Source organism: Gordonia jinghuaiqii (assembly GCF_014041935.1).
Lineage (GTDB): Bacteria > Actinomycetota > Actinomycetes > Mycobacteriales > Mycobacteriaceae > Gordonia > Gordonia jinghuaiqii.
In genome coordinates this window covers 4,190,526-4,214,355 of the sequence record NZ_CP059491.1, presented here as the reverse complement: position 1 = coordinate 4,214,355, position 23,830 = coordinate 4,190,526, and the positions used below count along the sequence as shown (strand labels likewise).

The following is a 23,830-nucleotide window of genomic DNA, read 5'->3' as shown; positions in this document are numbered from 1 at the left end:
GCTTGCTCAGAACGATAACACGTTCTAATTTTGATCCCATGGCCTATACGATCGCCGATCTCATCGAGCATGCCGTCGACCTGGTACCCGAACGCACGGCTCTGGAATCCGGAGATCGCAGTCGTTCGTATGCCGAGCTCGAGGCGCGCTCGAACGCCCTCGCCCACAAGCTGCGTGATCTGGGTGTCCAACCCGGCGACAGAGTGGGCCTGTACAGCAGGAACACCATCGAATCGGTTGAATCGATGGTCGCCATCTTCAAGGCCCGCGCGGTGATGGTGAACGTCAACTACCGGTACGTCGAGGCCGAGCTCGAGCACATCTTCACCGACTCCGGGATGAAGGTCCTCATCCACGAACGCGTCTACACGCCACGTGTGTGCAACACGTTGCCGAAATCTCCCGAACTCGAGCACCGCATCGTCATCGAGGACGGCTCGTCGGAGGAGCTGTGCTGCGAGGGCCACGGCGAGGCGATCCGATACGAGGACGCGATCGCCGAATCGTCGACCGAGCGGGACTTCGAAGAACGCAGCGACGACGACGTCTACATGCTCTACACCGGCGGCACCACCGGCAAGCCCAAGGGGGTCGTGTGGCGTCAGGTCGACGTGTGGCGCGTCCTCGGCGGTGGAATCGACTGGTATACAAGCGAACCCGTACCCGACGAGTGGCATCTCGCGAAGACCGGCGCGGAGGGTGGTCAGCTCGTCCGCTACCCGATTCCGCCGTTCATCCACGGCGGATCGCAGTGGGCGATCTTCCAGTCCCTGTTCGCCGGTGGAAAAGCCGTGGTGTACCCCGAGTTCAGCGGTGCAGCAGCGTGGGAGATCGTCGAACGGCACAAGGTCAACGTCGTGTTCATCACCGGAGATGCCATGGGGCGTCCGATGATCGAGGCCCTCGAAGACGGTCGGGAACACGACCTGTCGAGTGTCTTCTCCATCGCGTCGTCGGCCTGCCTCTTCTCGCCCAGTGTGAAAGAGCAGTTTCTCGACCGTTTTCCGAATGCCGTCATCATCGACGCGATCGGATCGTCGGAGACCGGTTTCGGGGGGCTGGGCGTCGTCGCCAAGGGCACTCCGCACACCGGTGGACCGCGGGTGAAGGCCGACACCGAGACCCACGTCCTGCGCGAGGACGGCACCCGGGTGGAGGCGGGAAGCGGTGAGGTCGGCGTGCTCGCACGGTCGGGCCATGTGCCGCTGCGCTATCACAACGATCCGGAGAAGTCGGCCAAGACGTTCCGGGTCTTCGACGGGGTGCGCTACTCGCTGCCCGGCGACAACGCCGTCCTCGAGGAGGACGGCACCATCACGATGCTCGGCCGCGGCTCGGTGTCGATCAACACCGGCGGGGAGAAAGTGTTCCCCGAGGAGGTGGAGGGCGCACTCAAGGCTCATCCCGACGTCTTCGACACTGTCGTCGTCGGTGTCGCCGACGACCGCTGGGGTCAGCGCGTCGCGGCCGTCGTCGCCACTCGCGACGGTGAGCGTCCGTCACTGGCCAGTCTCAACGAGGTGGTCCGCAAGGAACTCGCCGGCTACAAATGTCCGCGCAGCGTGTGGTTCGTCGACGAGATCAAACGTTCTCCCGCAGGAAAACCCGACTACCGGTGGGGTGCCGCGGTCACCGCGGAGCGTCCCGCCGACGAAGCGCTGTAGAGCGCCGGAAGAGAGCTGAGATCAATGCGTACTGAACTAGCCGAGAAGTTCGGCATCGAATATCCCATCTTCGGGTTCACCCCCAGCCAGGACGTGGCGGCGGCGATCAGCCGAGCCGGAGGCCTCGGTGTGCTCGGGTGCGTCCGTTTCAACGAGGCCGAGGAGCTCGACGAGGTCCTCGAGTGGATGCACGAGAACACCGACGGCAAGCCGTTCGGCGTCGACGTGGTGATGCCGGCCAAGATCCCGACCGAGGGCTCCAAGATGGACCTCGACTCGATGATCCCGCCCGAGCACCGCGCGTTCGTCGAACGCACCCTCGACGACCTGGGCGTCCCGCCGCTGCCGGACGGCGAGCGCATCAACGCCGGTGTGCTCGGCTGGCTGCACTCGGTGGCCCGCTCGCACGTCGACGTCGCGATGGAGCATCGCCGGAAGTACGGGCAGATCAAGCTGATCGCGAACGCGCTGGGGTCTCCGCCCGATGACGTGATCCAGACCGCGCACGACAACGGTGTGCTGGTGGCGGCGCTGGCCGGCGCGAAAGAGCATGCGCTGCATCATGTCGAGGCCGGTGTCGACATCGTCATCGCGCAGGGGTATGAGGGCGGCGGCCACACCGGTGAGGTCACGTCGATGATCCTGTGGCCCGACCTCGTCGACGCGGTCGGCGACACCGCGCCGGTTCTCGCGGCCGGTGGTGTCGGCAGTGGCCGTCAGATCGCCGCGGCCATCGCCCTCGGCGCGCAGGGGGTCTGGATGGGTACCTATTGGCTGACCGCGGCGGAGTACAAGCTCGGTGTGCCCGAGGGTTCTGACAAGCCGTCGACGGTCCAGCAGGCACTGCTGAAGGCGACTTCGAGGGATACGGTGCGTCGTCGTATCTATTCGGGAAAGCCTGCGCGCCTGTTGAAGACGGCGTGGACCGATGCCTGGGACGCGGCCAACGCACCCGAACCGCTGCCGATGCCGTTGCAGAACCTCCTCGTCGCCGAGGCGCATGCGCGGATCTCGGCGGCCGACAACCCCGATGTGGTCGCGATGCCGGCCGGTCAGATCGTCGGACGTTGCAACGCGATCACGCCGGTGGCCGACCTCATCGCCGACCTCGTCAGCGAGTACGACGAGGCTGTCGGCCGGATGAACAAGACGCTGGGCGGCTGACCCGCCCCGCAAACCCACCCCCGTTGGACACGTCCACCACCGAATCGGTGGTGGACGTGTCCAACGGTGGAGGGTGTGGCCGGTGGTCCCCGCGACGGTCACCTACGCGGCGACGATGAAAGCGACTCCGAGGCCGGCGAGAACAACGAACGAGCCCGTCGCGATCCCGGTGCATACATGCCTGGTCCGCCCGTGCGCGTACATTCCTACGGCGCCGGTCAGGAAGAGTAGGACGCCGAACACCAACCCCGGACCCCAGAAGAACGCAAATGCGAGCAGAGACAGCGCTGATGCTGCGACTGTGACGAATGGAGTTGCCGGACCGAAGAATCGAGTATCCAAGCGTCAGACCTCCACGAGCAGCAACACGGCGCCACTCACGCACGGTGTCACCGCTATCACCGCAGACCATTCTCGCGCACGTTTCCCCACGAACAAGAGAGTGAGTGAGAGAGTGAGGGCGGCAGCAACAATGAGCAGACGGGAGATGGTGGCCGACCACAGGTCGGCGACGTCCGGTGCTGCAAACATTGCAAACATCAACAGAACGGCTACAACCGTCTGTGCTGCGAAGGTGGCCTGGCGCGAGTCGGCAGCCGGATCGACTGGGTCGGCGGCGCAGGGCATCAGGATGATTGCCCCTTGGCGCAGGCGGCCGGGCCACGCGTTCTGTTGCGAATACCTTGGAGAATCATCGTATTCCTTCCAGTTCGGAGGATCGTCGACGCCGACCCGCTCTGCGGCTGACCTGCGCGGGAACCCAGGAGTTGACCAAGACCGGTATCTGACTCGTCAACATGACCGCCCCCATGATCGAGCGGCGTCTTATCTTTCATCACTGTGCAGGAAGGCCGGCCGCATCCGGGCATCGTCGACGCGGGCTCCTTGAAATTAGGTGGATCCTCAACGGAGCCAACTGCCGTCCACGGCAGCGTCGCCCACGCGAGATGCCAGATTCTCTTCCACCGGAGGAGAGACCGCTGTGCTGGTCGATGATGACGATATGGGCGCGTCGTCGGTCTTGATGAAGTCCACGAGGATGACAATCCCCAGTGCGGCTACGAACGTCAGGTAGGCGACCGTGATGCCGGTGCCGATCTGCCGGACCTTCCCGCGATTGACCATGAGGATGATGCCGACGAACAAGAGTATGACGTTGAAGAGAATACCGATGAGCCATAGGTAGCTGATCGACAGCAGTGCCAGCATCATCGCGGCGATTGTGACATACGGAGTGACGGGGCCGAAGAATCGGGTGTCTGGCTGTCGGCTGCTGGTTACTGTCACATCAAACCCGTGACGAGATAGAAGGGGACGGCGACTGCGACGACCACGCCTCCCCACGCGCGAGTGCGCGGATTGATGAGGAGAGCGCATCCGGCGACGAAGACAGCCGTTGTGACAGTCAGTGCTACAACGACTCTGTCGTCAGCGAACAGGAACGGGATGCCGACGATCACACACGCGAGTGTGACGGAGGCCGCCGTCTGGCCAGCGTAGGTGAGTTGGCCGGTGCTGTCGGCCGGTTCGACGTCGCGCCGCGTCTCGTCGTTCATCGAACCGCGTCACGGTGTCGGGTTGGTCCTCCCGTCACGGCGTCATCCGTAGTCATCCGACTCCTTTGATCGTGGGAGGGTTGCTTACTCCTCCGAACTCGGTCATCCCTTCGATGGGATGGGGAGGGGGCCCGTAAGCCACGGAGTCGGGATCCTTCGGGAAACGAGATAGATCCGTGCTGTACTGCCCATAACTATGCTGGAACGGAAGATCCCGCATCGGCCCGAACTCTGTGTGATCGCCTGAGTCCTCTCGGAGTAAGGCTCGTGTACGACCGTCGGGCATGTATTGGTACGTCTCCACGGATGGGAAGTTCGTTCTCTCGCCCGAGACTCTCGCCCCATCGGGACCAGGAGTAACGATGGTCTGTCCCCGCACACTCCAGCCCGCCTTGTCTGTACCCGACAGAGCCAGCGGGTCAGCCCCTTCGTAATTGATCGCCACCGTGCCGTCGGGTAGCTGGCAGGCGCGCACCATGGGTGTCCCGGTTTTCACATGGCCTCGTTCGTCAACCGAAGGGTTCTGTCGTGCCACGACCACCCCACTCTCGTAGTCGATGAAGTACGAAACCCGATTGTCCTCGGGGGCGAAGTTCGAATCGAAACCGCGGTCGTCTCCAAGATTTCTCTTGAGTTCTGAACCCATAAGGTCGGCACCTGCGATGACTCGCTCGGTCGGGATGAACAATCCAGTTGCCACGACCCCCTGTCCGGGAACGGGTTTGATCTTGATCACGCTGATCACTGGCGGAACGCCCTTGTTCTTCGGGTTGTAACTGTGGGGGTCCAGTGCGGCCGCGATCCGCCAGTCGTTGAGACTATCGGGATCACGCCCGTAGACCGTTCGGAACGCCTCACTCTGATTGGAGACCAGTCCGCTGTCGACGCCGAGTGACGCGGGCGTCAGCGCGTACAGTTCGCCAACCGCTGAACTGACGGCGCTCCCGGTTTCGGTGACTGCGCGGTCGACGGTCTCACCCAGGCTCTTCAGTTTTCCTTGTACCTCGGCGAGCGTGGTGGCGTTGAACTCGGCGCCTGCGGGGGCTCTGTCGGAACTGAAGTGCACTGAGTACTCATGGCTTGCACGATCCAGGAGGTAACCCTCGTCACCGGCAACGGTGGTGGCGTTCCGGAGTTCGGTGATGGCTCCAGCGATGTCGGCCGCGCCGGTGTTCACGGCGTGAGCCAGGTCGCCGTACTCGTCGGCCATGTTGCGTAGCCAGCGCGTGATGGACTCGGCCCGATCGTCGGCAGGCCCTCGTGCCTGTCCGGTCCACTCCGTGCGCGTCAGGTTCAGCACTGGGTTTCCCGCTTTGGGTGCTTCGAGGTCGAGGCTGGCCTTGAGCGCGAACAGGCCGTTTGCGACGAACGTCAGTGCGTCGGGCTTCCATGACATGATCTCGTCGTAGTTGGGAGTCACGTCAGCGGGGTGCCTTTGCTGCGACATCCTGGAGGATGGGTTGTGGGACTGGGTGATCGGTCAGTGCCCCGGCTCGCACGGGGTGCCCGGTCGCGTCCGCGATCCGGTCGGAGTTGTCGTCGTCGGTGTGGACGGTGGTGTTCCGGCAGTGCATCACCAATGCGGCAAAAGCGGAGACGGCATCCGAGGTGTTCGACAATGAAGTTGCGATTCTGCGGTCGGTGCTCGAGGCGAGGTGTGACATGTCATGCGTAGCGCCGCGGAACGCATCGGTCAGCGAGGCGAACGGCTGGGTTGTGTATCCAGGCCCACCATCCGTTCCAAGCCGGAGATTCCCTATTCGGGATGCGCTGTGCTCGATGGCTACTGCGGCGGTTATGAGTGCCGCAGGGTCGACGATCAGGTCCGACAAGTCCCCACCCCCACGAATCGTTGCTGAAACCTAGCACGGTGCAGTACCAGGAGTGGTGTCGTCGTTCCAGGAGGACTGCCCGAGTGATCGCAACTGTAAGGCTGGTCGGCGCCGGCGTGCGCACGGTCATCCACAGCTGCTGGCAAGGGCGTGCACGATCTACGAAATGGCGCCGTATCCGCGGCCGTCGCGGCGCCAGGTCGGCGGGTTCGGGTCGGAAGCGAGTAGGTGTTCACCGCCTTGAACGTCGAGGTCTCGGGCAACCGGTCGACGATCCGCGCTCGATGCGGCCACTGCTTTGGGCCGAGATCGCGTTGGGTCGCAGGGAATTCGGCGAGGTACGTCCGCTTCAACGAGGCCGATGAGTCCGGCGAGGTCCTCGAGTGGATGCACGAGAACACCGACGGCAAGCCGTTCGGCGTAGACGTGGTGATGCCGGCCAAGATGCGGACTGAGGGTTCCAAGATGGATCTCGACTCGATGATCCCGCCCGAGCATCGGGCGTTCGTCGAACGCACCCTCGATGACCTGGGCGTCCCGCCGTTCCGTCGCCGGATGAACAAGACGCTGCGGCTGACCCCCCCGCAAACCCTCCACCGTTGGACACGGCCACCACCGAATCGGTGGTGGCCGTGTCCATTCGTGGAGGGTTTGTGTGGGGGCATCATTGATCTAACGTCGCGAGGACCGAAATAGCGCGTGTCCACAATCAGGCTCCCAGCGATAGGGGGACGAGTCCACTAACGGAAACGGCGACGCCGATGACAGCCGCCCAGCTCCGAGCGCTCCCGCGACCGACCCACGCCAGAAGTCCCGCTATCAGCAGCCCCGCAGTCACCAAGCCTGTCCTCAGTGCAGCAACCGATACCCCGTCGACAACATACGGAACACCGAACACCGTCACCATCAACAGCATGGCCATCGCAGTCTGTGCCCAGTACACGAGTTGCGGTGCGGAGCCGACGGCTGCGTCCGTGGTGCGTTCCCTTCCCGTCATCGGCAACGCCCCTGCGGCCGGGCGATCAGAGGGCAATGGTCAATTGTCATCATCTTCGTCACGATCCTTCCGCTCGCGGGGGATTGCTGGGGGTTGGCGAGGTCGGTCATTGTCGTGATCTCGCCCGTCTGGACCGGAATCCAGTCGTTGCCGGGAGAAGCGTTTACGACCTTCTGCTCGAATCGATCCACCCGAGAATGTGGAGATGCTGGCACGGTCGGTACATACCGAAACTGCGCTCAATCAACGTAGTGCGTGACGATCGCGAACAGGGAACGGAATCCACAGGCAAGGGAAAATCCGTATGACGTTGTGCCCGGAAACCGGGCACAGAATCATACGGATCGGGGAGTGGTGTTCTCGGAACCGGTGCGGTAGGTCCGGCCGTCGCGACGCCACGTCGGCGGGTTCGGGTCGGAAGCGAGTAGGCGCTTCACCGTCTTGAACGTCGCGGTCTCGGGCAACCGGTCGACGATCCGCACCCGGTGCGGCCACTGCTTGGGTCCGAGATCGTGCTGGGCGGAGAGGAACTCGCCGAACTCGTCGGCGTCGAGCGAGTCGGCCACGATCACCGCCTCGATCTCGTCGCCGATCTCGACGGGGATGCCGTGCACGGCGACCTGTCGGATGGCGGGGTGTCGCAGCAGGATTCGTTCGATGGGGCCGGTACCGATGTTCTCACCGTCGACGCGCAACCAGTCGCCGAGCCGGCCCGCGAAGTGTAGATACCCGTCGTCGTCGACCCAGGCCAGGTCGCCGGTGTGATAGATCCCGCCCCGCATGCGCTCGGCGGTGGAGTCGGGATCGTTGTAGTACCCGCTGAAAAGACCTGGCCCGGAGGTGTTCACGATCTCACCGACCGTGCCGGCCGGTACCGGTTCGCCGGTCTCCACGTCGACGACCGCGGTCGGCGGACGGAGCGGACCCAGCGCGTCGTGCGGGGTGTCGGGTGTGCGGGTGATCGCCACGCCGCCCTCGGTGGAACCGAAACCGTCGACGACGCGACAACCGAAACGTTCGGAGAACCGTTGCCGGTCCCGCGCCGAGGCCTCGTTGCCGTACATGATCCGCAGTGAACTCGTGGCGTCGTCGGGGTGTGGGTCGGTGGCCAGGATGTAGTTCATCGGTTTGCCGACATAGTTGGCGTAGGTCACCCCGTACCGATGCACATCGGCGACGAAGCCGCGCGCGGAGAAGGTGCGCCGCAACGCAATCGACGCCCCACCGGACACCGCGACACTCCAGCCGGCGATCATCGCGTTGGAGTGGAACATCGGCATCGACAGGTACACGACGTCGTCGGGGCCGATCTCGAAACGTTCGGCGAGCATCGGGCCGCTGGTCGCGAAGGTCCGATGCGTGCACCGCACGGCCTTGGGATCCCCGGTGGTTCCCGAGGTGAAGATGAGCATCAGCAGATCGTCGGGACGGGCGTCGACGACGGGTGCGGGCACGAGGTCATCCGCGGTCAGTGCATCGCGCCACTCGTCGGTGTCGACGTCGACGACGCGCACCCCGCCGAGGTCGAGACCGGCGAGCAAATCCCGGGTGTCGCTGCCGCACAGCACCAGCTGGCAGTCGGCACGGGCGACGTCGGCGGCGAGCGCCGCACCGCGCCGGGTCGTGTTCAATCCGACGAGTACGAGGCCATGATTCGCGGCCGCCGCGAACAGCGCGCTGAACTCCGTTGTGTTGGACAGCAACACGCCGACATGCGGCGGCTGATCGGGTGACAACCAGGATCGCAGAACCGACGCGCGCACCGCGGCACCGGCCAGATGGGCGGACCACGAGGTGAACGTGTCGTCGAAATACACGCCGCGGTCATCGACACCGGTCAATCCCGCCAGCAGTTCACCGACGGTCGTCGGGGATGCCACGGTGTTCGGCGAACTCACGCCGGCGTCACCGCCAGCTCTGTTCCGATGGCACGTACTGCTGCGGTTGCCGAACCGAACGCGAACTCGTTGTGCTTGGCGCGCAGGAAGTACCGGTGCACCGGGTGGCTGGTGTCGAGTCCGACGCCGCCGTGGACATGTACGGTCGTGTGCGCGACGCGGTGGCCGGCTTCGGCCGCCCAGAACTTCGCCGTCGCAACGGCAGTCTGCAGTTCGGGTGTCGGGCCGGCGGAGTTGGCCAGCAGCCAGGCCGCCTGCGTCGTGGTGAGTGCGAGCCCCTGGGTGTCGATGTACCCGTCGGCGAGGCGCTGGGCGACCGCTTGGAACGATCCGATCGCGCGACCGAACTGTTCACGCTCACGGGCATATTCGGCTGTCAGCTCGAGGGCGCGCTCGACGACGCCTGCCTGCTCGGCGCAGCAGGCCAGGGTGGCGCGGGCCACGAGTGTGCGAACGGTCTCGGCACCGCCGTCGAGAACGGCGTCGGAGTCGACCGCCACATCGTCGAATTCGACCTGGGCGGTGGGGATCAGTCCGGTGGACGGAGTGGGTGTCACGGTGACGCCCGGCGCGTCGGCGGCCACGACGACCGCTATCGCACCTTCGGCCGCGGTCGCGGTCACCACCAACAGATCCGCGGCCTCGGCGTAGGGGACGTTGACCTTGACGCCGGTGAGCCGCGTGCCCCCGGCGGACAAAGTGGTCGACGGGGACCCGAAGTCGGGACCGAGGTCCTCTTCGACGGCGACGGTCACCACCGAACGCCCACCCGCGGCCGGTTCCAGAATGCGTTCGCGCAGGGCCTCCGAGCCGTGCGCGGCGATGATCGGCAGGGCCGTGGCGGCATGCGGCCCGAACGGTACCCGCGCGAGCGTCCGTCCGAGTTCGGTTGCGACGAGGGTGTTCTCGATGACGCTCAGATCGCCGCCGACATCGCCCACGGCGGCCGAGGACAACTCGAGCCCCAGCAGACCGGCGCTGCCGAGTTGCTGCCAGAGATCGGAGTCGATCGATGCGCGGGTGGATTCGAGGTCGGCGACGCGTTCGGGCGTGCTGACGGCGGTGGCGATGTCGCGGGCCAGGCCGCGGACGTCGTCGCCGGATTCGGGGAGGGAGAAGTCCATGGTGTGTCTCCATGTTCGGGGTCGGTGTGGTTTCGATACGCCTCGTGCTCGCTGCGCTCGCGCGGGGCTACTCAACCAGCGGGGGGCTCGCTCGGGGCCACTCAACCAGCGGGGCGGCTCGCGCGGGGCTACTCAACCAGCGAGAGTGGCCGGGTGGGTCAGCGCCGCTGATGCGGCAGACCGAGGGCGAGCATGGCGATGATGTCGCGCTGGATCTCGTTGGTGCCGCCACCGAAGGTGAGGATCAGTGATGTGCGCTGGAAGCGTTCGAGCCGTCCGTTGAGGTGTGCACCGGTACTGCCCGTCCGCAAGGTGGCCGCCGGTCCGACGACTTCCATCAGCAGCCGGTAGGCCTCGGTCGCGAACTCGGTGCCGTAGACCTTGGTCGCCGACGCATCGGCCGGGCTCGGGGCCTCTCCCGAAGCGGCGATCGAGGCGATCTTCCAGTTGATGAGTTTGAGGAACTCCACCTTCGCGTGCACCCGGGCGAGGTTCTGCTGTACCCACGGCGCGTCGATCACGCGCAGCCCGTCGGAGGTCTTGGACTGCTGAGCCCACGCGATGGTCTCGCGCAGAGCCGTCTGGATCGGCGCCGCACTGCACAGCGCGACGCGTTCGTTGTTCAGCTGGTTGGTCACCAGCGGCCAGCCGCCGCCCTCCTCGCCGACGATCGACGACGCGGGCACCCGCACGTCCTGGTAGTACGTGGCGCTGGTGTCGACACCGGACATGGTGTGCACCGGCGTGTAGCTGAACCCCTCGGCGGTGGTCGGCACGATCAGCATCGAGATGCCCTTGTGCTTCTTGCCGCCGGGCTGCAGGGTCGACGGGTCGGTGCGGCACGCCAGCCAGATGTAGTCGGCGTAGGCGATCAGACTGGTCCACATCTTCTGGCCGTTGATCACGTAGTCGTCGCCGTCGCGCACCGCGGTGGTCCGGAGCGCGGCGAGGTCGGTGCCCGCGCCGGGCTCGGAGTAACCGATGGAGAAGTGCAGCTTGCCCGCCGCGATCCGCGGGAGGAAGAAGGCCTTCTGCTCGTCGGACCCATAGTTCATGATGGTCGGCGCGACCGAGTTGATGGTGAGGAAGGGGACCGGGGCGCCCGCGATCGCCGCCTCGTCGGTGAAGATGAGCTGGTCCATCATCGAACGGTTCTGACCACCGAACTCGGTGGGCCAGCCGAGTGCGAGCCAGCCGTCGGCGCCCATCTGCTCGACGACGTCGCGATAGGCGTCGCCCTCACCGAGCTCGCCGTCGCCGCCCGAAAGGGCAGCTCGGCGTTCGTCGTTCATCAGCGTGGAGAAGTAGCTCCGCAGTTCCCTGCGGAGCTCGGCTTGTTGATCGGTGTATGCGATGCGCATCGAAACTCCGTGGGCTGGTGCGGCTAGCGTCCGGTCCCCGCTTGTGGTCAAGTTGAGAGGGAAGGTTCGTCTACTTCTGAAACACGTTCTAACCTGTTCTCGCAGCCCGAGTCAACAGGTGACCCATCGATGAGGAGAAGGTTGTCATGCGTATCAAGGCAGATTTCGACCTGTGCGAGTCCAACGCCATCTGTGTGGGGATGGCGCCGGACTTCTTCGATCTGGATGACGACGACTACCTGGTCATTCTTCAGGAGGAGATCCCCGCGGACCGCGTCGAGGAGCTGCGCCAGGTGGCGGCCAACTGCCCCAAGTCGGCGTTGTTCGTCGTCGAGGACTGACTGCGCCAAAAACTCCGATCTGTTCCATCCGGTCGCGAATCGTGCTAGAACAGGTTCTAGTTTTAGCTCAGGAGGATGTCGGGTGGGTTACTCGTTGGACGGTCGCGTCGCGGTCGTCACCGGTGCAGGTGCAGGTCTCGGTCGTGCGGAGGCCATCGGTCTCGCGGCCGAAGGAGCCGCGGTCGTCGTGAACGACCTTCCGGCCGCGCTCGATCAGAGCGACGTGCTGGACACGATCGCCGCCGCCGGCGGCCGTGCCGTCGCGGTTCCCGGCGACATCAGCGACTCGGCCACCGCAAGCGCCATACTGTCCACGGCCACAGAGCAACTCGGCTCGCTGGACATCGTCATGAGCAATGCGGGCGTGGTCCGGGACAAGATGCTGTTCAACATGACCGACGACGAGTGGGATCTGGTGGTCCGCGTGCACCTGCGCGGCCATTTCCTGCTCAATCGCAACGCGGCGTCGCACTGGCGCGCGGCGTCGAAGGCCGCGGGTGGTCCCGTCTACGGCCGGATCATCAACACCTCCTCCGAGGCCGGGCTCCTCGGCCCCGAGGGGCAGGCCAACTACGGTGCGGCCAAGGCCGGCATCACCGCTCTGACGCTGTCCGCGTCGCGCGCCCTCAAGCGGTATGGCGTGCGCGCCAACGCGATCTGCCCACGAGCGCGGACCGCGATGACCGCCGACGTCTTCGGCGATGCGCCGGCCGACGGCGTCGATCCGCTCGATCCCGAACATGTGGTCCGGCTGGTCACCTATCTCGCCGGTCCCGAGTCCGACGCCGTCACCGGTCAGGTGTTCGTCGTCTACGGCCCCAAGGTCACCCTGATGGCCGCCCCGACCGTCGACGAGGTGTTCGCCGCCGACGGTGATGCATGGACCGACGAGGATCTCGCGAAGACCCTCACGGGCTATTTCGCCGAGCGCGATCCGGGTCGCACATTCTCCGCAAGCGCTCTGGTCAACTGACCATTTCGTCTGGTTCGTGCGTGATAGGTTTCGCGATGGTGCGAGGGTGAAGGGGGAGCGCTGGTGCTGAGCAAGTTGTCAACGCCTCTCAGTGGGATCGGGGATTTCGTTGCGCTCGGCGTCGAGTCGGCGCGTGAGTTGTTCCACCGCCCGTTCCAGTGGCGGGAGACGGTGGAACAGTCGTGGGCGATCGCCCGGGTGTCGATGGTGCCGACGTTGCTCGTCGCCATCCCGTTCACGGTGCTCGTCAGCTTCACCCTGAACATCCTCCTGCGTGAGATCGGCGCCCAGGATCTGTCGGGAGCCGGAGCCGCGCTGGGCACCATCACCCAGATCGGACCGATCGTGACCGTGCTGATCGTTGCCGGTGCCGGTGCGACGGCCATCTGTGCCGACCTCGGCGCGCGGACCATCCGCGAAGAGATCGACGCGATGAAGGTGCTCGGCATCAATCCGATCCACCGCCTCGTGGTGCCGCGCATCGTGGCCTCGACCGGCGTCGCCCTGCTGCTGAACAGCCTCGTCTGCACGATCGGCATCGGCGGCGGCTTCATCTTCTCCGTCTATCTCCAGGACGTGAATCCCGGTGCGTTCGTGGCCAACCTGACTCTCCTCACCGGCTTCGGTGAGTTGATGATCTCGATGGTCAAGGCAGCCTTGTTCGGTCTGTTCGCCGGCATGGTCGGCTGCTACCAGGGGCTGAACGTCAAGGGTGGTGCGAAGGGTGTCGGCGACGCCGTCAACGAGACCGTCGTGTACTCGTTCATGGCGCTGTTCGTCGTCAACGTCGTCGTGACCGCCGTCGGACTCAAAGCAACGGCGGGCTGAGCGATGGTACTTCCGTTCACCACCCGGTTCCGCACCGCTCGCGTCGCGGCGCGGAGAGCAGGCGAGGACTGGGATCAGATCGGCGACCAGGCGCTGTTCTACTGGGACAGCATCGTGTCGATTCCGCGGGCGATCAAGCAGTACAAGAAGGAGACGCTGCGGCTCATCGCCGAGATCTCCATGGGTACCGGTGCGCTCGCCATGATCGGCGGCACCGTCGTGGTCGTCGGCTTCCTGACCCTGTTCACCGGGGGCACGATCGCGGTGCAGGGCTACAGTTCACTGGCCAACATCGGCGTCGAGGCGCTCACCGGCTTCTTCTCCGCGTTCATCAACGTGCGCATCGCGGTACCCGTCATATCCGGCATCGCGCTCGCCGCGACGATCGGCGCGGGCGCGACCGCCCAGCTCGGTGCCATGCGGGTGTCCGAGGAGATCGACGCACTCGAGACGATGGCGATCTCGTCGATCCCGTACCTGGTCAGCACCCGCATCATCGCCGGCCTCATCGCGATCATCCCGCTCTACGCACTCGCGTCGCTGGCGTCGTTCCTCGCGAGCCGCTCGGCGACGGTGTTCCTCTACGGCCAGTCGCCGGGCGTCTACGACCACTACTTCGACACCTTCCTGATCCCCTCGGACATCCTGTGGTCGTTCGTCCAGGCCATCTGCATGGCGGTCGCGGTGATGCTGATCCACACCTACTACGGATACAACGCCTCCGGCGGGCCGGTCGGCGTCGGCATCGCGGTGGGGAACGCGGTGCGGGCATCGCTCGTTGTTGTGGTCGTGATCACACTTTTGACCTCCCTCGCCATCTACGGCGCCGACGGCAAGTTCAACCTGGCGGGATGAGTCATGAGTAAGAGACAAGAGCGGTCACGAGCCACCCGACGCGGGGCCGCGGTGTTCATGGTCGCGGCTCTCCTCGCCCTGATCATCGGGGCCAGCGCGTCGTTCGCCGGTGCGTTCAAGGGCACCGAGCAGGTCACCCTCGTCGCGCCGCGGGCCGGCCTGGTGATGAACCCCGATGCCAAGGTGAAGCTGCGCGGTGTCGAGGTGGGCCGGGTCGCCGAGATCGCCGAGCGCGACGGCAACGCGATCCTCACCCTCGACATCGCCGACTCGGACATCTCCAAGATCCCGGGCAACGTGGTCGCCGACATCAAGTCGAACACCATCTTCGGCGCCAAGGCCGTCAACTTCATGGTCCCGGGAGAAGCGGAGGGCACGCTGCAGGCGGGCGCCGAGATCCCCGCGGACCGTGTCGTCGTCGAACTCAACACCGTCTTCCAGCAGCTCGTCTCGGTGCTGGCCCAACTGCAGCCGGAGAAGCTCAACGCGACGCTCGGCGCGATCGACACGGCGCTGGCGGGGCAGGGCGAGGAGATCGGCGTCGCCCTCGAACAGCTGACGACGCTGCTGGGCAAGACCAATCCGCATCTGCCGGCGCTCAATCGGCTGTTCCGCGAGGGGGCCACCGTCACCAACGTCTACGCCGACTCGATGCCCGATCTGCTGCGCACGGTCGACAACTTCACCGTCGTCGGGAACACGCTGGTGGACAACACCTCCAACCTCGACGCGCTGCTCATCAACGCGACCGGGATGGCCGACACCATCGACGGGGTCATCGCGCCGTCGAAGAAGACTCTCATCGGCGCGCTCTCGGATCTCAATCCCATTGCCGCGCTGCTCGGTTACAACGCACCCGGAATCAAGTGCTTCCTCACCGCGGGTGCCATCGCCTCCGAGGTCGCCGCCCCGTTCATGGGCGGGCGCAACGGCATGCTGATGCTCGACGCCGGTCTGCTGCCGGGCAAGGACCCCTACGAGTATCCCCACGACCTGCCCGAGGTGGGTGTCGAAGGCCCGCCGACGTGCGCGGGCGGTCTGAGTGATCCCGCAACCACCGAGCATGCACCGTTCTATGTCGGTGCAAACGCGCCGCAGCCCTACCAGCCCAGGACCAAGCCGAAGGTGAACTCGCAGAAGCTGTTCCAGATCCTGTTCGGAGAGCCGCCACGTGGATAACCGCGCACGCGCATTCCGCGCGACCCTGATCAAGCTCGGCGCCTTCACCGTCGTGATGGTGCTGGTGTTCGTGGCGTTGGTGGTGGTCTTCAGCCGCTACCGCTCCGGCGCGTCCCACGAGTACACCGCGGTGTTCACCAGTGCGTCGGCGATGAAGTCGGGCAGCAAGGTGAAGATCGCCGGGGTCGAGGTGGGCTCCGTCGGCGACGTGGAACTCAACCGCGACAACCAGGCCGTCGTCGGATTCTCCGTCGACGCGAAGTATCCGATCCCCAAGTCGGTGCGTGCACTGATCCGGTACGAGAACCTCACCGGCGACCGCTATCTCGAGCTCCAGCAGGGGACGGGCGACACCTCGACCTTCCTCGGCGGCGGCGCCCAGATCCCGGTCGCCCAGACCGAACCGGCTCTCGATCTCGACAAGCTCGTCGGCGGCTTCAAGCCGTTGTTCCGTACTCTCAACGCCGATGACGCCAACGCGCTCACCAGCTCGCTGATCGCGGTGTTCCAAGGACAGGGCGGGGCGCTCAACACCCTGCTCGCCAACACCGCGTCGTTCACCGACTCGCTCGCCGACCGTGATGAGCTCATCGGGAGCGTGATCGACAACCTCAACACGACCCTGGCCACGCTCGACGGCGACCGCGAAGGACTCGACACCAGTGTGGATCTGTTACAGCAGTTGGTGACCGGGCTCGCCGAGCAGAAGGGCACGATCGGCAACGCGCTCACCCAGACGTCGCGGGTGACCAACGGTCTCGCCGATCTGCTCGGGACCACCCGTCCCACCCTGCAGTCGATGGTGACCAACACCGGGCGGGTGTCCGAGGAGCTGCTGAACGCAGAGCCCTTCATCCGGAACCTCATCTCGCGCCTGCCGGAGGACTACAAGACCTTGTCGAACCTCGGTTCCTACGGCGCGTGGCTGCAGATCTACTTCTGCCGCCTCCGAATCCTGCTCCCCGCACCAGGCGGACAGACGATCATCTACACCTCGAACAACGTGATGGGCGACACCACCCGCGCGGGCGGAAGGTGTGACGGCTCATGAGCGTTCCTTTCAGCGGCCTGTTCAACAGTCGCAGAGCAGAATCCGACGAGGCCGACATCGCCCGTGAGCGTAAGCGCGGCCAGCGAAGCCGGGCACAGGTCGGCGTGATCGGCATCGTGGTCGTCGCGCTGGTCGTGATCACCGCGATGCAGATGGACAAGCTGCCCTACCTCGCGCCGATCAGCACCTACAGCGCCTACTTCGACGACGCGGGCGGCCTCACCAAGGCCGACATCGTGGTGGTCTCGGGTGTCCAGGTGGGAACGGTGGAGTCGGTCGAACTCGCCGGAACCGACGCCGGGACCAAGGTCAAGGTGGGCTTCCGGATGGACGACACCGTTCAGATGGGCACCGATTCCCAGGCCGCCATCCGGACCGAGACCGTTCTGGGCCGGCGCAATCTGACGGTCATCCCGCACGGTGGCGAGCGCATCAAGCCCGGCGGCTCGATCCCGGTGGGCAACACGATCTCTCCCTACTCGCTGCAGGACGCGCTCGAAGGTGCGACCGACACCATCTCGGGCACCGACACCGACCAGCTGAACGAGGCCCTCAACACCCTGACGATCACCTTCTCCGAGACGCCCGATCAGGTCCAGGGTGCGGTGAACGGCGTTGCGCGACTGTCCAAAGCCGTCGCCGACCGCGACAACGAGCTCCGTGCGCTGCTCGCCAAGGCGAATCAGGTCAGCAAGATCGTCGGCGACCGCAACGAGCAGATCAACAGGCTGCTCATCGACGCCAACGCACTCGTCGGCGAGGTCGAGATGCGCCGCTACGCGCTCAACCAGTTGATCAAGGGGATCGGCGACGTCACGACGCAACTTCGCGGCTTCATCGCCGAGAACAACGCGCAGCTGACACCGGTGCTCGAGAAGTTCGACCGCGTCGCGACGATCCTGACCGACAAGGAGAAGGAGCTGAAGGAGACCATCGACCGCCTCGGCCCGTTCGCCAACACCCTCGGCGAGGCCGTCGCGTCCGGTCCCAACTTCGATTCGCTCGTGGGCCTCAACAGTTTCGGCGACTACACCGCGATCTTCCTGAACGCGCTGCGCGGCCGCTACCCGCAGCTGTGGCAGTCGCTGATGTACTCGGGCTTCCCGCTGATCCCGGACTATTACAAAATGGGGCCGCCCGACGGCACCGACACGCCTCGCGGCCCGCTGCCCACGCCGACCTATCCCACGCCCGCACCTACGAGAGGGCGCTGACATGAGTTCCATGAGCATCGGACGCAAGGTGCTGTTCGGCGTCCTCGCCGCCGTCCTGGCCGTCGCACTCGTCGTCGTGGGCTGGAAGGTGTTCACCAAGTCGACGACCAACACGTTCACCGCGTACTTCCCGTCGGTCGCGAGCCTGTACAAAGGCGACCCGGTACGGGTGCTGGGTGTGAACGTGGGCAGTGTCTCGGCCATCATCCCGCGGGAGAACGACGTGAAAGTCGAGCTGCGCGTGGACCGCAACGTCGAGATCCCCGCGGACGCGAAGGCCGTCGTCGTCGCCCAGAGTCTGGTCTCGGGACGGTTCGTCCAGATGACGCCCGTCTATTCCGGTGGGCCGGCCATGACCGACGGCACCGACATCCCGATGGACCGCACCGCTGTCCCGATGGAGTGGGACGACATCAAGGCGCAGCTGACCCGGCTGACCGAAGCCATCGGACCCGAGGGCACCGACCCCGGCACGGCGGCCAAGGCCGTCAACGTCTTCGACGAGAACCTCGAGGGCAACGGCGAGGCGATCAACGCCTCGATCCGCGAGGTCTCCGATGTCATCGGAACGCTGGCCGCCGGCCGCGGTGATCTCTTCTCGACGATCCAGAGCCTGCAGAAGCTGACCGAGGCCCTCGCCGGCAGCCACGAGCAGCTGGTGCAGTTCAACGGCCGGATCGCCTCGGTGAGTTCGGTTCTCGCCGCCAACACCACCGAACTCGACGAAGCGCTCAAGGGCCTCGACTCGGCGATGTCGGATGTGCAGATGTTCATCGACACCAACCAGGCCGCGCTGGCGTCGGGGGTGGAGCGTCTCGCCGCATCCACCAAGATCGTCGCCGACAAGGATGAGCAGGTCCGCGGGGTGCTGCACTCGGCGCCCAACCAGCTCGCCAACTTCTACAACATCTACAACCCGCTCTCCGGTTCGCTCTCGGGCGTGTTCGGTCTGGCCAACGGCACCAACCTGATCACCCTCCTGTGCGGTTCGATGGACGCCACCAACCGGCCGGGCACGTCGATGCAGGACGTCGACAAGTGCGTGGAGATCCTGGCGCCGGTGCTGTCGTCGATCTCGATGAACTATCCGCCGTTCCTGGCCAACCCGGTGCAGGGCGCCAACGCCCTGCCGAGCCAGCTCCAATACCAGAACGACGACGTCAAGGCGCGTGCCCGCGCCAGCGTGACCCGCGCCGACAACGACACCCGACGGGCCAACCGCGGCAGCCCGCTCGGAGATCTCCTGGTGCCGTTCGGGGGGGACCGATGAGATCGGCTGGTAAGAGCGGCGGGCTCCTCGCCGGAGCGGCGGCGCTGTCGCTGGTGCTCGCCGGGTGTTCCTTCGACGGGCCCAATTCGCTGCCCATTCCCGGTGCTGCCGGCACCGGAGGCGGTTCCTATGAGGTCACCGCGCTGATCCCGTCGGCAGCGGGACTGGTCAACAACGCGCCGGTCCTCATCGACGACGCGACCGTCGGCAGCGTCGGCGACATCGAGGTCCAGGACTGGAATGCGCTGGTCACGATCCGGTTGAACCAGGGTGTCATCGTGCCGCGAGGCTCCCATGTCATGGTGGGGCTGACCAGCGTGCTGGGTTCGACGCACCTGGAGATCGTGCAACCCGCCGAACCCGAGGGCGGACGGCTCGAGGCCGGCGACGAGATCCCGCTGACCAAGTGCCCCGAGCAGTCCAACATCGTGACCGATCCGTCGGTGCCGCAGGTACCCGACATCAACGCGGCACAACAGGTCGCGTCCTGCACCTACCCCAGCACCGAGCAGGTGCTGAGCTCGCTGTCGGTGGTCCTCAACGGCGGCGGACTGTCGCAGATGGGCGACATCGTCCACGAGATGAGCCAGGTCTTCGGCGGCCGCGAGGAGCAGATCAAGAAGCTCATCCCGCGGCTGAACACCCTCGTCGGCGATCTGAACGCACAGAAGGACAACATCATTCGCGCCACCGAGGGACTCGACCGGCTCTCGCGCACGATGAACGAGCAGAAGGGCACCATCGAGCGCGCGCTCGACGCGAGCCCGCAGATCCTGCAGCTCCTCGTCGACCAGCGCCAGCAGTTCCTCGACACGCTCGCCTCGGTGTCGACGCTGTCGAAGACGGCCAACGACATCCTCGACGCCAACACCGAGGACATCGTGACGATCGTCGAGGGCATCGAACCGGCCCTCGATCAGCTGCAGGCCTCGGGGCCGGCGATGACGCAGTCGCTGAACATCCTGCTGACGTTCCCGTTCTACGAGCCGACCATCCGCACGATCGTCAAGGGTGACTTCGTCAACTCCGACCTGACGCTCGACCTCACGGTGGACCGGTTGAGCGAGACGATGTTCGCCAGCATCGGCGTCACCGGACCCGAAGGTGTCTTCGGCAAGCCCGCAGGTGCCGCCGCACGCGGACTAAACCCGTTCACCGCACCTCTGCAACCCGGCGGCGAGAGACTGCCGGACTCCGCGGAACCGGTTCCCGCGAACCTCATCCCACCGGTGCAGGTGCCCTCGCCCACGGCGCCGCCGACGGTGCCCTCGTATGCGGGAGGTGGCCGCTGATGAAGATCACTCGTTTCGTCCGGATGCAGCTGATGATCTTCGCGATCGTGACCGTCATCGCGATGGTGGTGATGGCGCTGTTCTACATCCGCGTCCCATCCATGTTCGGTGTCGGCAGCTACCAGGTGCAGCTGCTGCTCCCCACCAGTGGTGGCCTGTACCAGAACGCCAACGTCAGTTACCGCGGCGTGTACATCGGCAAGGTCGACTCGGTCGAGTTGACCGACACCGGCGTCGAGGCGACGCTGACCATCGAGAAGGGCACCGACATCCCGGCGTCGTCGACGGCCTCGGTGCGCAGCGTGTCGGCGATCGGTGAGCAGTACGTCGAGTTCACGCCCCAGCCGGAGACCGCCGACTCGGGCGAGGACACCGCCGGCTTCCTGCAGCAGGGCTCGACGATCGAGTCCGATCAGGTGCCGGTGGAGATCTCGTCGATGCTCGACCAGGCCGACCGCCTGCTCCAGCAGATCGGCGACACCCGCCTCCGCTCGCTCATGGACGAGGCGTTCGTCGCGTTCAACGGCACCGGCGAGGCACTTCAACGGCTCCTCGACTCGATGGCCCTCTTCGTCGGCGAGGCCAACAAGAACACCGACACGACGATCGAGCTCGTCGAACAGGCTGCGCCGCTGCTTGCCACCCAGTCGCGGACCGCCGACGACATCCGCTCCTGGACGCGCGACGTCACCGCCTTCACCGACCAGTTGCGGGCCAACCGCCCGGAGATCGGCGACATCCTGCGCAAGGGCCCGTCGACGGCGTCGAAGAGTCAGGAGCTCTTCGAATCGCTCGGTGGCTCCTACCCGTTGCTGGTGTCGAACCTGGGGACGATCGCCGCCTCGCAGGCTGTGTACCTGCCGAACTGGAAACAGATCCTGGTGATCTACCCACGTCTGATCAACTCGCTGATCACCGCGCTCAACTCGGGTACCAACAACTTCGGGCCCAACGTGAACTTCTCTCTGGGCTTTCAGGACCGGCCGGTCTGCAACATCGGCTTCCTGCCCAAGGAGGAGTGGCGCTGGGCGTCGGAGCAGAACGCCCGTGAGCTCCCACCGGGCATGCTGTGCCGGGTGCCGCACAACTCCAACATCGCCGTGCGCGGTGCCCGCAACTATCCGTGTGCCGAATTCCCCGGACGCCGCGCGCCCACGCCCGCGGAGTGCGCCACCGGCTACAAGCCCGAGCCGGGTTCGGTCGATCCGTTCCAGAGCGGGCTGCCCTACGGCCTGAAATGGCAGCCGGCGTCCTCCGGTACCGTGACACCGGGCACACCGAAGGACTTCGACGCGGAGCCTGCGGTCTATGCGACGACGTACGATCCGCAATCGGGCAACTTCATCGGACCGGACGGCAAGACCTACAACGCCGGGACCGGAAGTGACCAGCAAGGACAGAGCAGTACATGGCAGAAGATGATCAGCGGGACGGTCGCCCCGTGACGCCGGACGTCCCCGGCACGACGTCGACGAGCCGCACCGCCCCGAGCAACCGCACTCCGGGCGATCGCAGCACCCCGGGCGACAGCCGGAATGCGCGACGACCGGTCCGATCGGCACCGATCCGGCGCGGCAGGGGAGCGAACAAGGCGGCGCCGAAGCCGACTGCCCCGGTCGAATCCGTCGAGGAGTCGGTCGCCGGCGGTGCCGGGCCGGAGGTGCCCGTGGTCCCGGAATCGACTGCCCCGGCGGAGCCGGTGATCGCGGCGGAGCCGAAATCGGGATCGGCTGTCCCGGCGGCGTCGGAATCCGGGGCCGAACCCGACCCGTCCGAGGTCGAGAAGACGGTCAGCTACCGCGAACGCCGTCGTGCGCGGACCGCGGGAAAGCCGACCGGTTCGGGCAAGGCGGCGAAGGCCGGGAGCAAGCGGGGGATCCGCTATCGCGGGTCGGGCCGCCGGTCGCCGCGGGCGGTCATCGGCGTCGTGGTCTCTATCGTCGTCATCGTGGTGTGCGCGGTCGCCTCGGTTGTCTTCGCGCTCGGCGTCTCGCGGCAGGACGAGCTCAACGATCTGCGTGCGGAGTACTCGACCTTCGCCTCCCAGGTCCTCGTGAACCTCACCAGCATGAACCCCGACAACGTCGACAAGACGCTGACATCGGTGCAGGAGGACACGAGCGGCAAGGTCAAGCAGGAGGTCCAGAACAACATCCAGCAGGTCGCCGAACTCGTTCGCGACGGCAAGCTCGAGACCCGTTCACTGATCCTCAGTTCGGCGGTCACCAAGGCCGAGCCCGACGAGGGTTCGGTGATCATGGTCTTCGGGTGGAACCAGCGTTCGCTCGACGGCGAGGTGCCCTCCCAGGAGAAGGTGTTCCGCTGGCGCGTCGACATGACCCGGATCAACGGCGATCTGAAGATGACCGACTTCGAGTGGGTGGCGTGATGGCCGGCCGCGACAAGTTGAGCAAGGGACGCCTCGCTGTGATCGCGTTGGCTGTCCTCGTCGTGGCCGCGGTGGTGACGACGGCGTTCCTCGGACTCCGGTTCACGCAGGGTCGCGCGGTCGAGGAGGCCCGCGACTCGTCGCTGGCCGCTGCCCGCGCCTACGCGACGACGATGTTCGGCTACGACGCCAAGAACGTCAGCGAGCACATCGACCAGTCGATGAACGTGCTCACCGGCCCGGCGAAGCCCGAGTACACCAAGCTGATCACCGAGAACAATCTCGCCGCCGAAGTCCGCAAGCAGCAAGTGGTCTCGGAGGTGACGATCCAGGATGCCGGCGTAGTCACCAACACCGAGGACACCTCTCAGGTGCTGATCTTCATGAACCAGTCGGTGACCCGCGGCAACAAGGAACTCGTCAGCATCAACCCGTCCCGGCTCACCTTCGACATGAAGCGCGAGGGTGACCGCTGGCTGATCAATGCGATCGAGGTCATCACCGACGACACGTTCCGGTCCAAGATCGAGGTCGTCGAGTCCCTGCCGCCCGACGCCAAGCCTCTGCCCGGTCCGAGTTCGGCCCCGGCCGCGCCGCCGGTCGTTCCCCCGAGCGGCAGCGCCCCGGCTCCCGTTCCGACTCCCTGACCTTCACCTCGGCAAGCGCCGAAAACCCGTTGCGGCCCCGCGGAAGCGGGCGTACGTTCGCGGTTACACAGGAGAGGAGGTGGTCTGATAGTGAGTTCTCATCGGACATGTGAGGTGGCCATCCGTTAGCAGCTGACCGTGTGGCATTCGTTGTCGCACCGGAGCTGAAGACCGCTCCTCGGCGCAGACGAATCC

21 protein-coding genes and 2 pseudogenes are annotated in these 23,830 nt (G+C 65.7%); 15 read left to right on the top strand and 8 right to left on the bottom strand.

Annotated features, from left to right (window positions below; translation table 11 throughout):
- The first annotated feature begins 38 nt into the window (after positions 1–38).
- Positions 39–1,664, top strand: coding sequence for an acyl-CoA synthetase (locus tag H1R19_RS18760; RefSeq protein WP_219849789.1), 1,626 nt, complete (start codon positions 39–41; stop codon positions 1,662–1,664).
- Between the two features lie 24 nt (positions 1,665–1,688).
- Positions 1,689–2,828 carry an NAD(P)H-dependent flavin oxidoreductase gene (locus H1R19_RS18755; protein ID WP_188328867.1) on the top strand — a complete coding sequence of 380 codons (1,140 nt, stop codon included), beginning with the start codon at positions 1,689–1,691 and terminating at the stop codon, positions 2,826–2,828.
- A gap of 903 nt (positions 2,829–3,731) precedes the next feature.
- Here H1R19_RS18755 and H1R19_RS18750 read toward each other — a convergent pair.
- The 5 genes and pseudogenes from H1R19_RS18750 to H1R19_RS23295 all read right to left on the bottom strand — a co-directional run.
- Entirely contained in the window at positions 3,732–4,040 is a 309-nt protein-coding gene (locus H1R19_RS18750) for a hypothetical protein (RefSeq protein ID WP_188328865.1), read from the bottom strand.
- A 71-nt stretch (positions 4,041–4,111) separates the two neighbouring features.
- Positions 4,112–4,384, bottom strand: coding sequence for a hypothetical protein (locus H1R19_RS18745; RefSeq protein WP_188328864.1), 273 nt, complete (start codon positions 4,382–4,384; stop codon positions 4,112–4,114).
- Between the two features lie 52 nt (positions 4,385–4,436).
- Positions 4,437–5,804: a hypothetical protein gene (locus H1R19_RS18740; RefSeq protein ID WP_219849788.1), complete on the bottom strand. Its 1,368-nt coding sequence runs from the start codon at positions 5,802–5,804 to the stop codon at positions 4,437–4,439.
- 1 nt (position 5,805) lies between these two features.
- Positions 5,806–6,216 (bottom strand): hypothetical protein, encoded by a 411-nt coding sequence (locus H1R19_RS18735; protein WP_188328862.1) that lies wholly within the window; start codon positions 6,214–6,216, stop codon positions 5,806–5,808.
- Positions 6,217–6,375: 159 nt separating this feature from the next.
- Positions 6,376–6,551 (bottom strand): annotated as a pseudogene (locus tag H1R19_RS23295) (acyl-CoA synthetase); the annotation flags it as partial.
- 7 nt (positions 6,552–6,558) lie between these two features.
- On the opposite strand from H1R19_RS23295, the pseudogene H1R19_RS23290 reads away from it, so the two are divergent.
- Positions 6,559–6,759 (top strand): annotated as a pseudogene (locus tag H1R19_RS23290) (nitronate monooxygenase); the annotation flags it as partial.
- 789 nt (positions 6,760–7,548) lie between these two features.
- Here H1R19_RS23290 and H1R19_RS18730 read toward each other — a convergent pair.
- The 3 genes from H1R19_RS18730 to H1R19_RS18720 all read right to left on the bottom strand — a co-directional run bounded on the left by H1R19_RS18730 (position 7,549) and on the right by H1R19_RS18720 (position 11,596).
- Entirely contained in the window at positions 7,549–9,111 is a 1,563-nt protein-coding gene (locus tag H1R19_RS18730; RefSeq protein WP_219849787.1) for a long-chain-fatty-acid--CoA ligase, read from the bottom strand.
- Positions 9,108–10,235, bottom strand: a complete 1,128-nt coding sequence (locus H1R19_RS18725) for an acyl-CoA dehydrogenase family protein (RefSeq protein ID WP_219849786.1) — start codon at positions 10,233–10,235, stop codon at positions 9,108–9,110. Before H1R19_RS18725 ends, H1R19_RS18730 begins: the two co-directional genes overlap by 4 nt.
- Positions 10,236–10,393: 158 nt before the next feature.
- A complete protein-coding gene (locus tag H1R19_RS18720) occupies positions 10,394–11,596 on the bottom strand; it encodes an acyl-CoA dehydrogenase family protein (protein WP_219849785.1) in 1,203 nt (400 codons plus the stop codon).
- 146 nt (positions 11,597–11,742) lie between these two features.
- Here H1R19_RS18720 and H1R19_RS18715 point away from each other — a divergent pair, with 146 nt between their 5' ends.
- The 12 genes from H1R19_RS18715 (at position 11,743) to H1R19_RS18660 (ending at position 23,635) form a co-directional block, all read left to right on the top strand.
- A complete protein-coding gene (locus tag H1R19_RS18715; protein WP_188328858.1) occupies positions 11,743–11,937 on the top strand; it encodes a ferredoxin in 195 nt (64 codons plus the stop codon).
- A gap of 82 nt (positions 11,938–12,019) precedes the next feature.
- Positions 12,020–12,910: a 3-oxoacyl-ACP reductase gene (locus H1R19_RS18710; protein WP_188328857.1), complete on the top strand. Its 891-nt coding sequence runs from the start codon at positions 12,020–12,022 to the stop codon at positions 12,908–12,910.
- Positions 12,911–12,973: 63 nt separating this feature from the next.
- Complete coding sequence (locus H1R19_RS18705) at positions 12,974–13,738, top strand: MlaE family ABC transporter permease (RefSeq protein WP_188328856.1); 765 nt, start codon at positions 12,974–12,976, stop codon at positions 13,736–13,738.
- A gap of 3 nt (positions 13,739–13,741) precedes the next feature.
- On the top strand, positions 13,742–14,593 hold the full coding sequence (locus H1R19_RS18700; protein WP_188328855.1) for an MlaE family ABC transporter permease: 852 nt from the start codon (positions 13,742–13,744) through the stop codon (positions 14,591–14,593).
- Between the two features lie 57 nt (positions 14,594–14,650).
- A complete protein-coding gene (locus tag H1R19_RS18695; protein WP_188328941.1) occupies positions 14,651–15,772 on the top strand; it encodes an MCE family protein in 1,122 nt (373 codons plus the stop codon).
- Entirely contained in the window at positions 15,765–16,823 is a 1,059-nt protein-coding gene (locus H1R19_RS18690) for an MCE family protein (RefSeq protein WP_188328854.1), read from the top strand. Before H1R19_RS18695 ends, H1R19_RS18690 begins: the two co-directional genes overlap by 8 nt.
- On the top strand, positions 16,820–18,037 hold the full coding sequence (locus tag H1R19_RS18685; RefSeq protein WP_188328853.1) for an MCE family protein: 1,218 nt from the start codon (positions 16,820–16,822) through the stop codon (positions 18,035–18,037). The genes H1R19_RS18690 and H1R19_RS18685 overlap by 4 nt, the downstream gene beginning before the upstream one ends.
- Before the next feature lie 10 nt (positions 18,038–18,047).
- A complete protein-coding gene (locus H1R19_RS18680; protein WP_188328940.1) occupies positions 18,048–19,307 on the top strand; it encodes an MCE family protein in 1,260 nt (419 codons plus the stop codon).
- Positions 19,304–20,599 (top strand): MCE family protein, encoded by a 1,296-nt coding sequence (locus H1R19_RS18675; protein ID WP_188328852.1) that lies wholly within the window; start codon positions 19,304–19,306, stop codon positions 20,597–20,599. The genes H1R19_RS18680 and H1R19_RS18675 overlap by 4 nt, the downstream gene beginning before the upstream one ends.
- On the top strand, positions 20,599–22,044 hold the full coding sequence (locus tag H1R19_RS18670) for an MCE family protein (protein ID WP_219849784.1): 1,446 nt from the start codon (positions 20,599–20,601) through the stop codon (positions 22,042–22,044). The genes H1R19_RS18675 and H1R19_RS18670 overlap by 1 nt, the downstream gene beginning before the upstream one ends.
- Positions 22,008–22,988 carry a hypothetical protein gene (locus H1R19_RS18665; RefSeq protein ID WP_244970754.1) on the top strand — a complete coding sequence of 327 codons (981 nt, stop codon included), beginning with the start codon at positions 22,008–22,010 and terminating at the stop codon, positions 22,986–22,988. Before H1R19_RS18670 ends, H1R19_RS18665 begins: the two co-directional genes overlap by 37 nt.
- Positions 22,988–23,635: a hypothetical protein gene (locus tag H1R19_RS18660; RefSeq protein ID WP_188328850.1), complete on the top strand. Its 648-nt coding sequence runs from the start codon at positions 22,988–22,990 to the stop codon at positions 23,633–23,635. The genes H1R19_RS18665 and H1R19_RS18660 overlap by 1 nt, the downstream gene beginning before the upstream one ends.
- Positions 23,636–23,830: the final 195 nt, after the last annotated feature.

Bases quoted from the DNA above. Each gene is read 5' to 3' on its own strand.
- H1R19_RS18680 (WP_188328940.1), top strand. From the start codon at position 18,048: ATGAGCATCGGACGCAAGGTGCTGTTCGGCGTCCTCGCCGCCGTCCTG.
- H1R19_RS18745 (WP_188328864.1), bottom strand. From the start codon at position 4,384: ATGAACGACGAGACGCGGCGCGACGTCGAACCGGCCGACAGCACCGGC.
- H1R19_RS18755 (WP_188328867.1), top strand. From the start codon at position 1,689: ATGCGTACTGAACTAGCCGAGAAGTTCGGCATCGAATATCCCATCTTC.
- H1R19_RS18720 (WP_219849785.1), bottom strand. From the start codon at position 11,596: ATGCGCATCGCATACACCGATCAACAAGCCGAGCTCCGCAGGGAACTG.
- H1R19_RS18685 (WP_188328853.1), top strand. From the start codon at position 16,820: ATGAGCGTTCCTTTCAGCGGCCTGTTCAACAGTCGCAGAGCAGAATCC.
- H1R19_RS18750 (WP_188328865.1), bottom strand. From the start codon at position 4,040: ATGATGCTGGCACTGCTGTCGATCAGCTACCTATGGCTCATCGGTATT.
- H1R19_RS18715 (WP_188328858.1), top strand. From the start codon at position 11,743: ATGCGTATCAAGGCAGATTTCGACCTGTGCGAGTCCAACGCCATCTGT.
- H1R19_RS18665 (WP_244970754.1), top strand. From the start codon at position 22,008: ATGGCAGAAGATGATCAGCGGGACGGTCGCCCCGTGACGCCGGACGTC.
- H1R19_RS18760 (WP_219849789.1), top strand. From the start codon at position 39: ATGGCCTATACGATCGCCGATCTCATCGAGCATGCCGTCGACCTGGTA.
- H1R19_RS18725 (WP_219849786.1), bottom strand. From the start codon at position 10,235: ATGGACTTCTCCCTCCCCGAATCCGGCGACGACGTCCGCGGCCTGGCC.
- H1R19_RS18660 (WP_188328850.1), top strand. From the start codon at position 22,988: ATGGCCGGCCGCGACAAGTTGAGCAAGGGACGCCTCGCTGTGATCGCG.
- H1R19_RS18700 (WP_188328855.1), top strand. From the start codon at position 13,742: ATGGTACTTCCGTTCACCACCCGGTTCCGCACCGCTCGCGTCGCGGCG.
- H1R19_RS18695 (WP_188328941.1), top strand. From the start codon at position 14,651: ATGGTCGCGGCTCTCCTCGCCCTGATCATCGGGGCCAGCGCGTCGTTC.
- H1R19_RS18670 (WP_219849784.1), top strand. From the start codon at position 20,599: ATGAAGATCACTCGTTTCGTCCGGATGCAGCTGATGATCTTCGCGATC.
- H1R19_RS18675 (WP_188328852.1), top strand. From the start codon at position 19,304: ATGAGATCGGCTGGTAAGAGCGGCGGGCTCCTCGCCGGAGCGGCGGCG.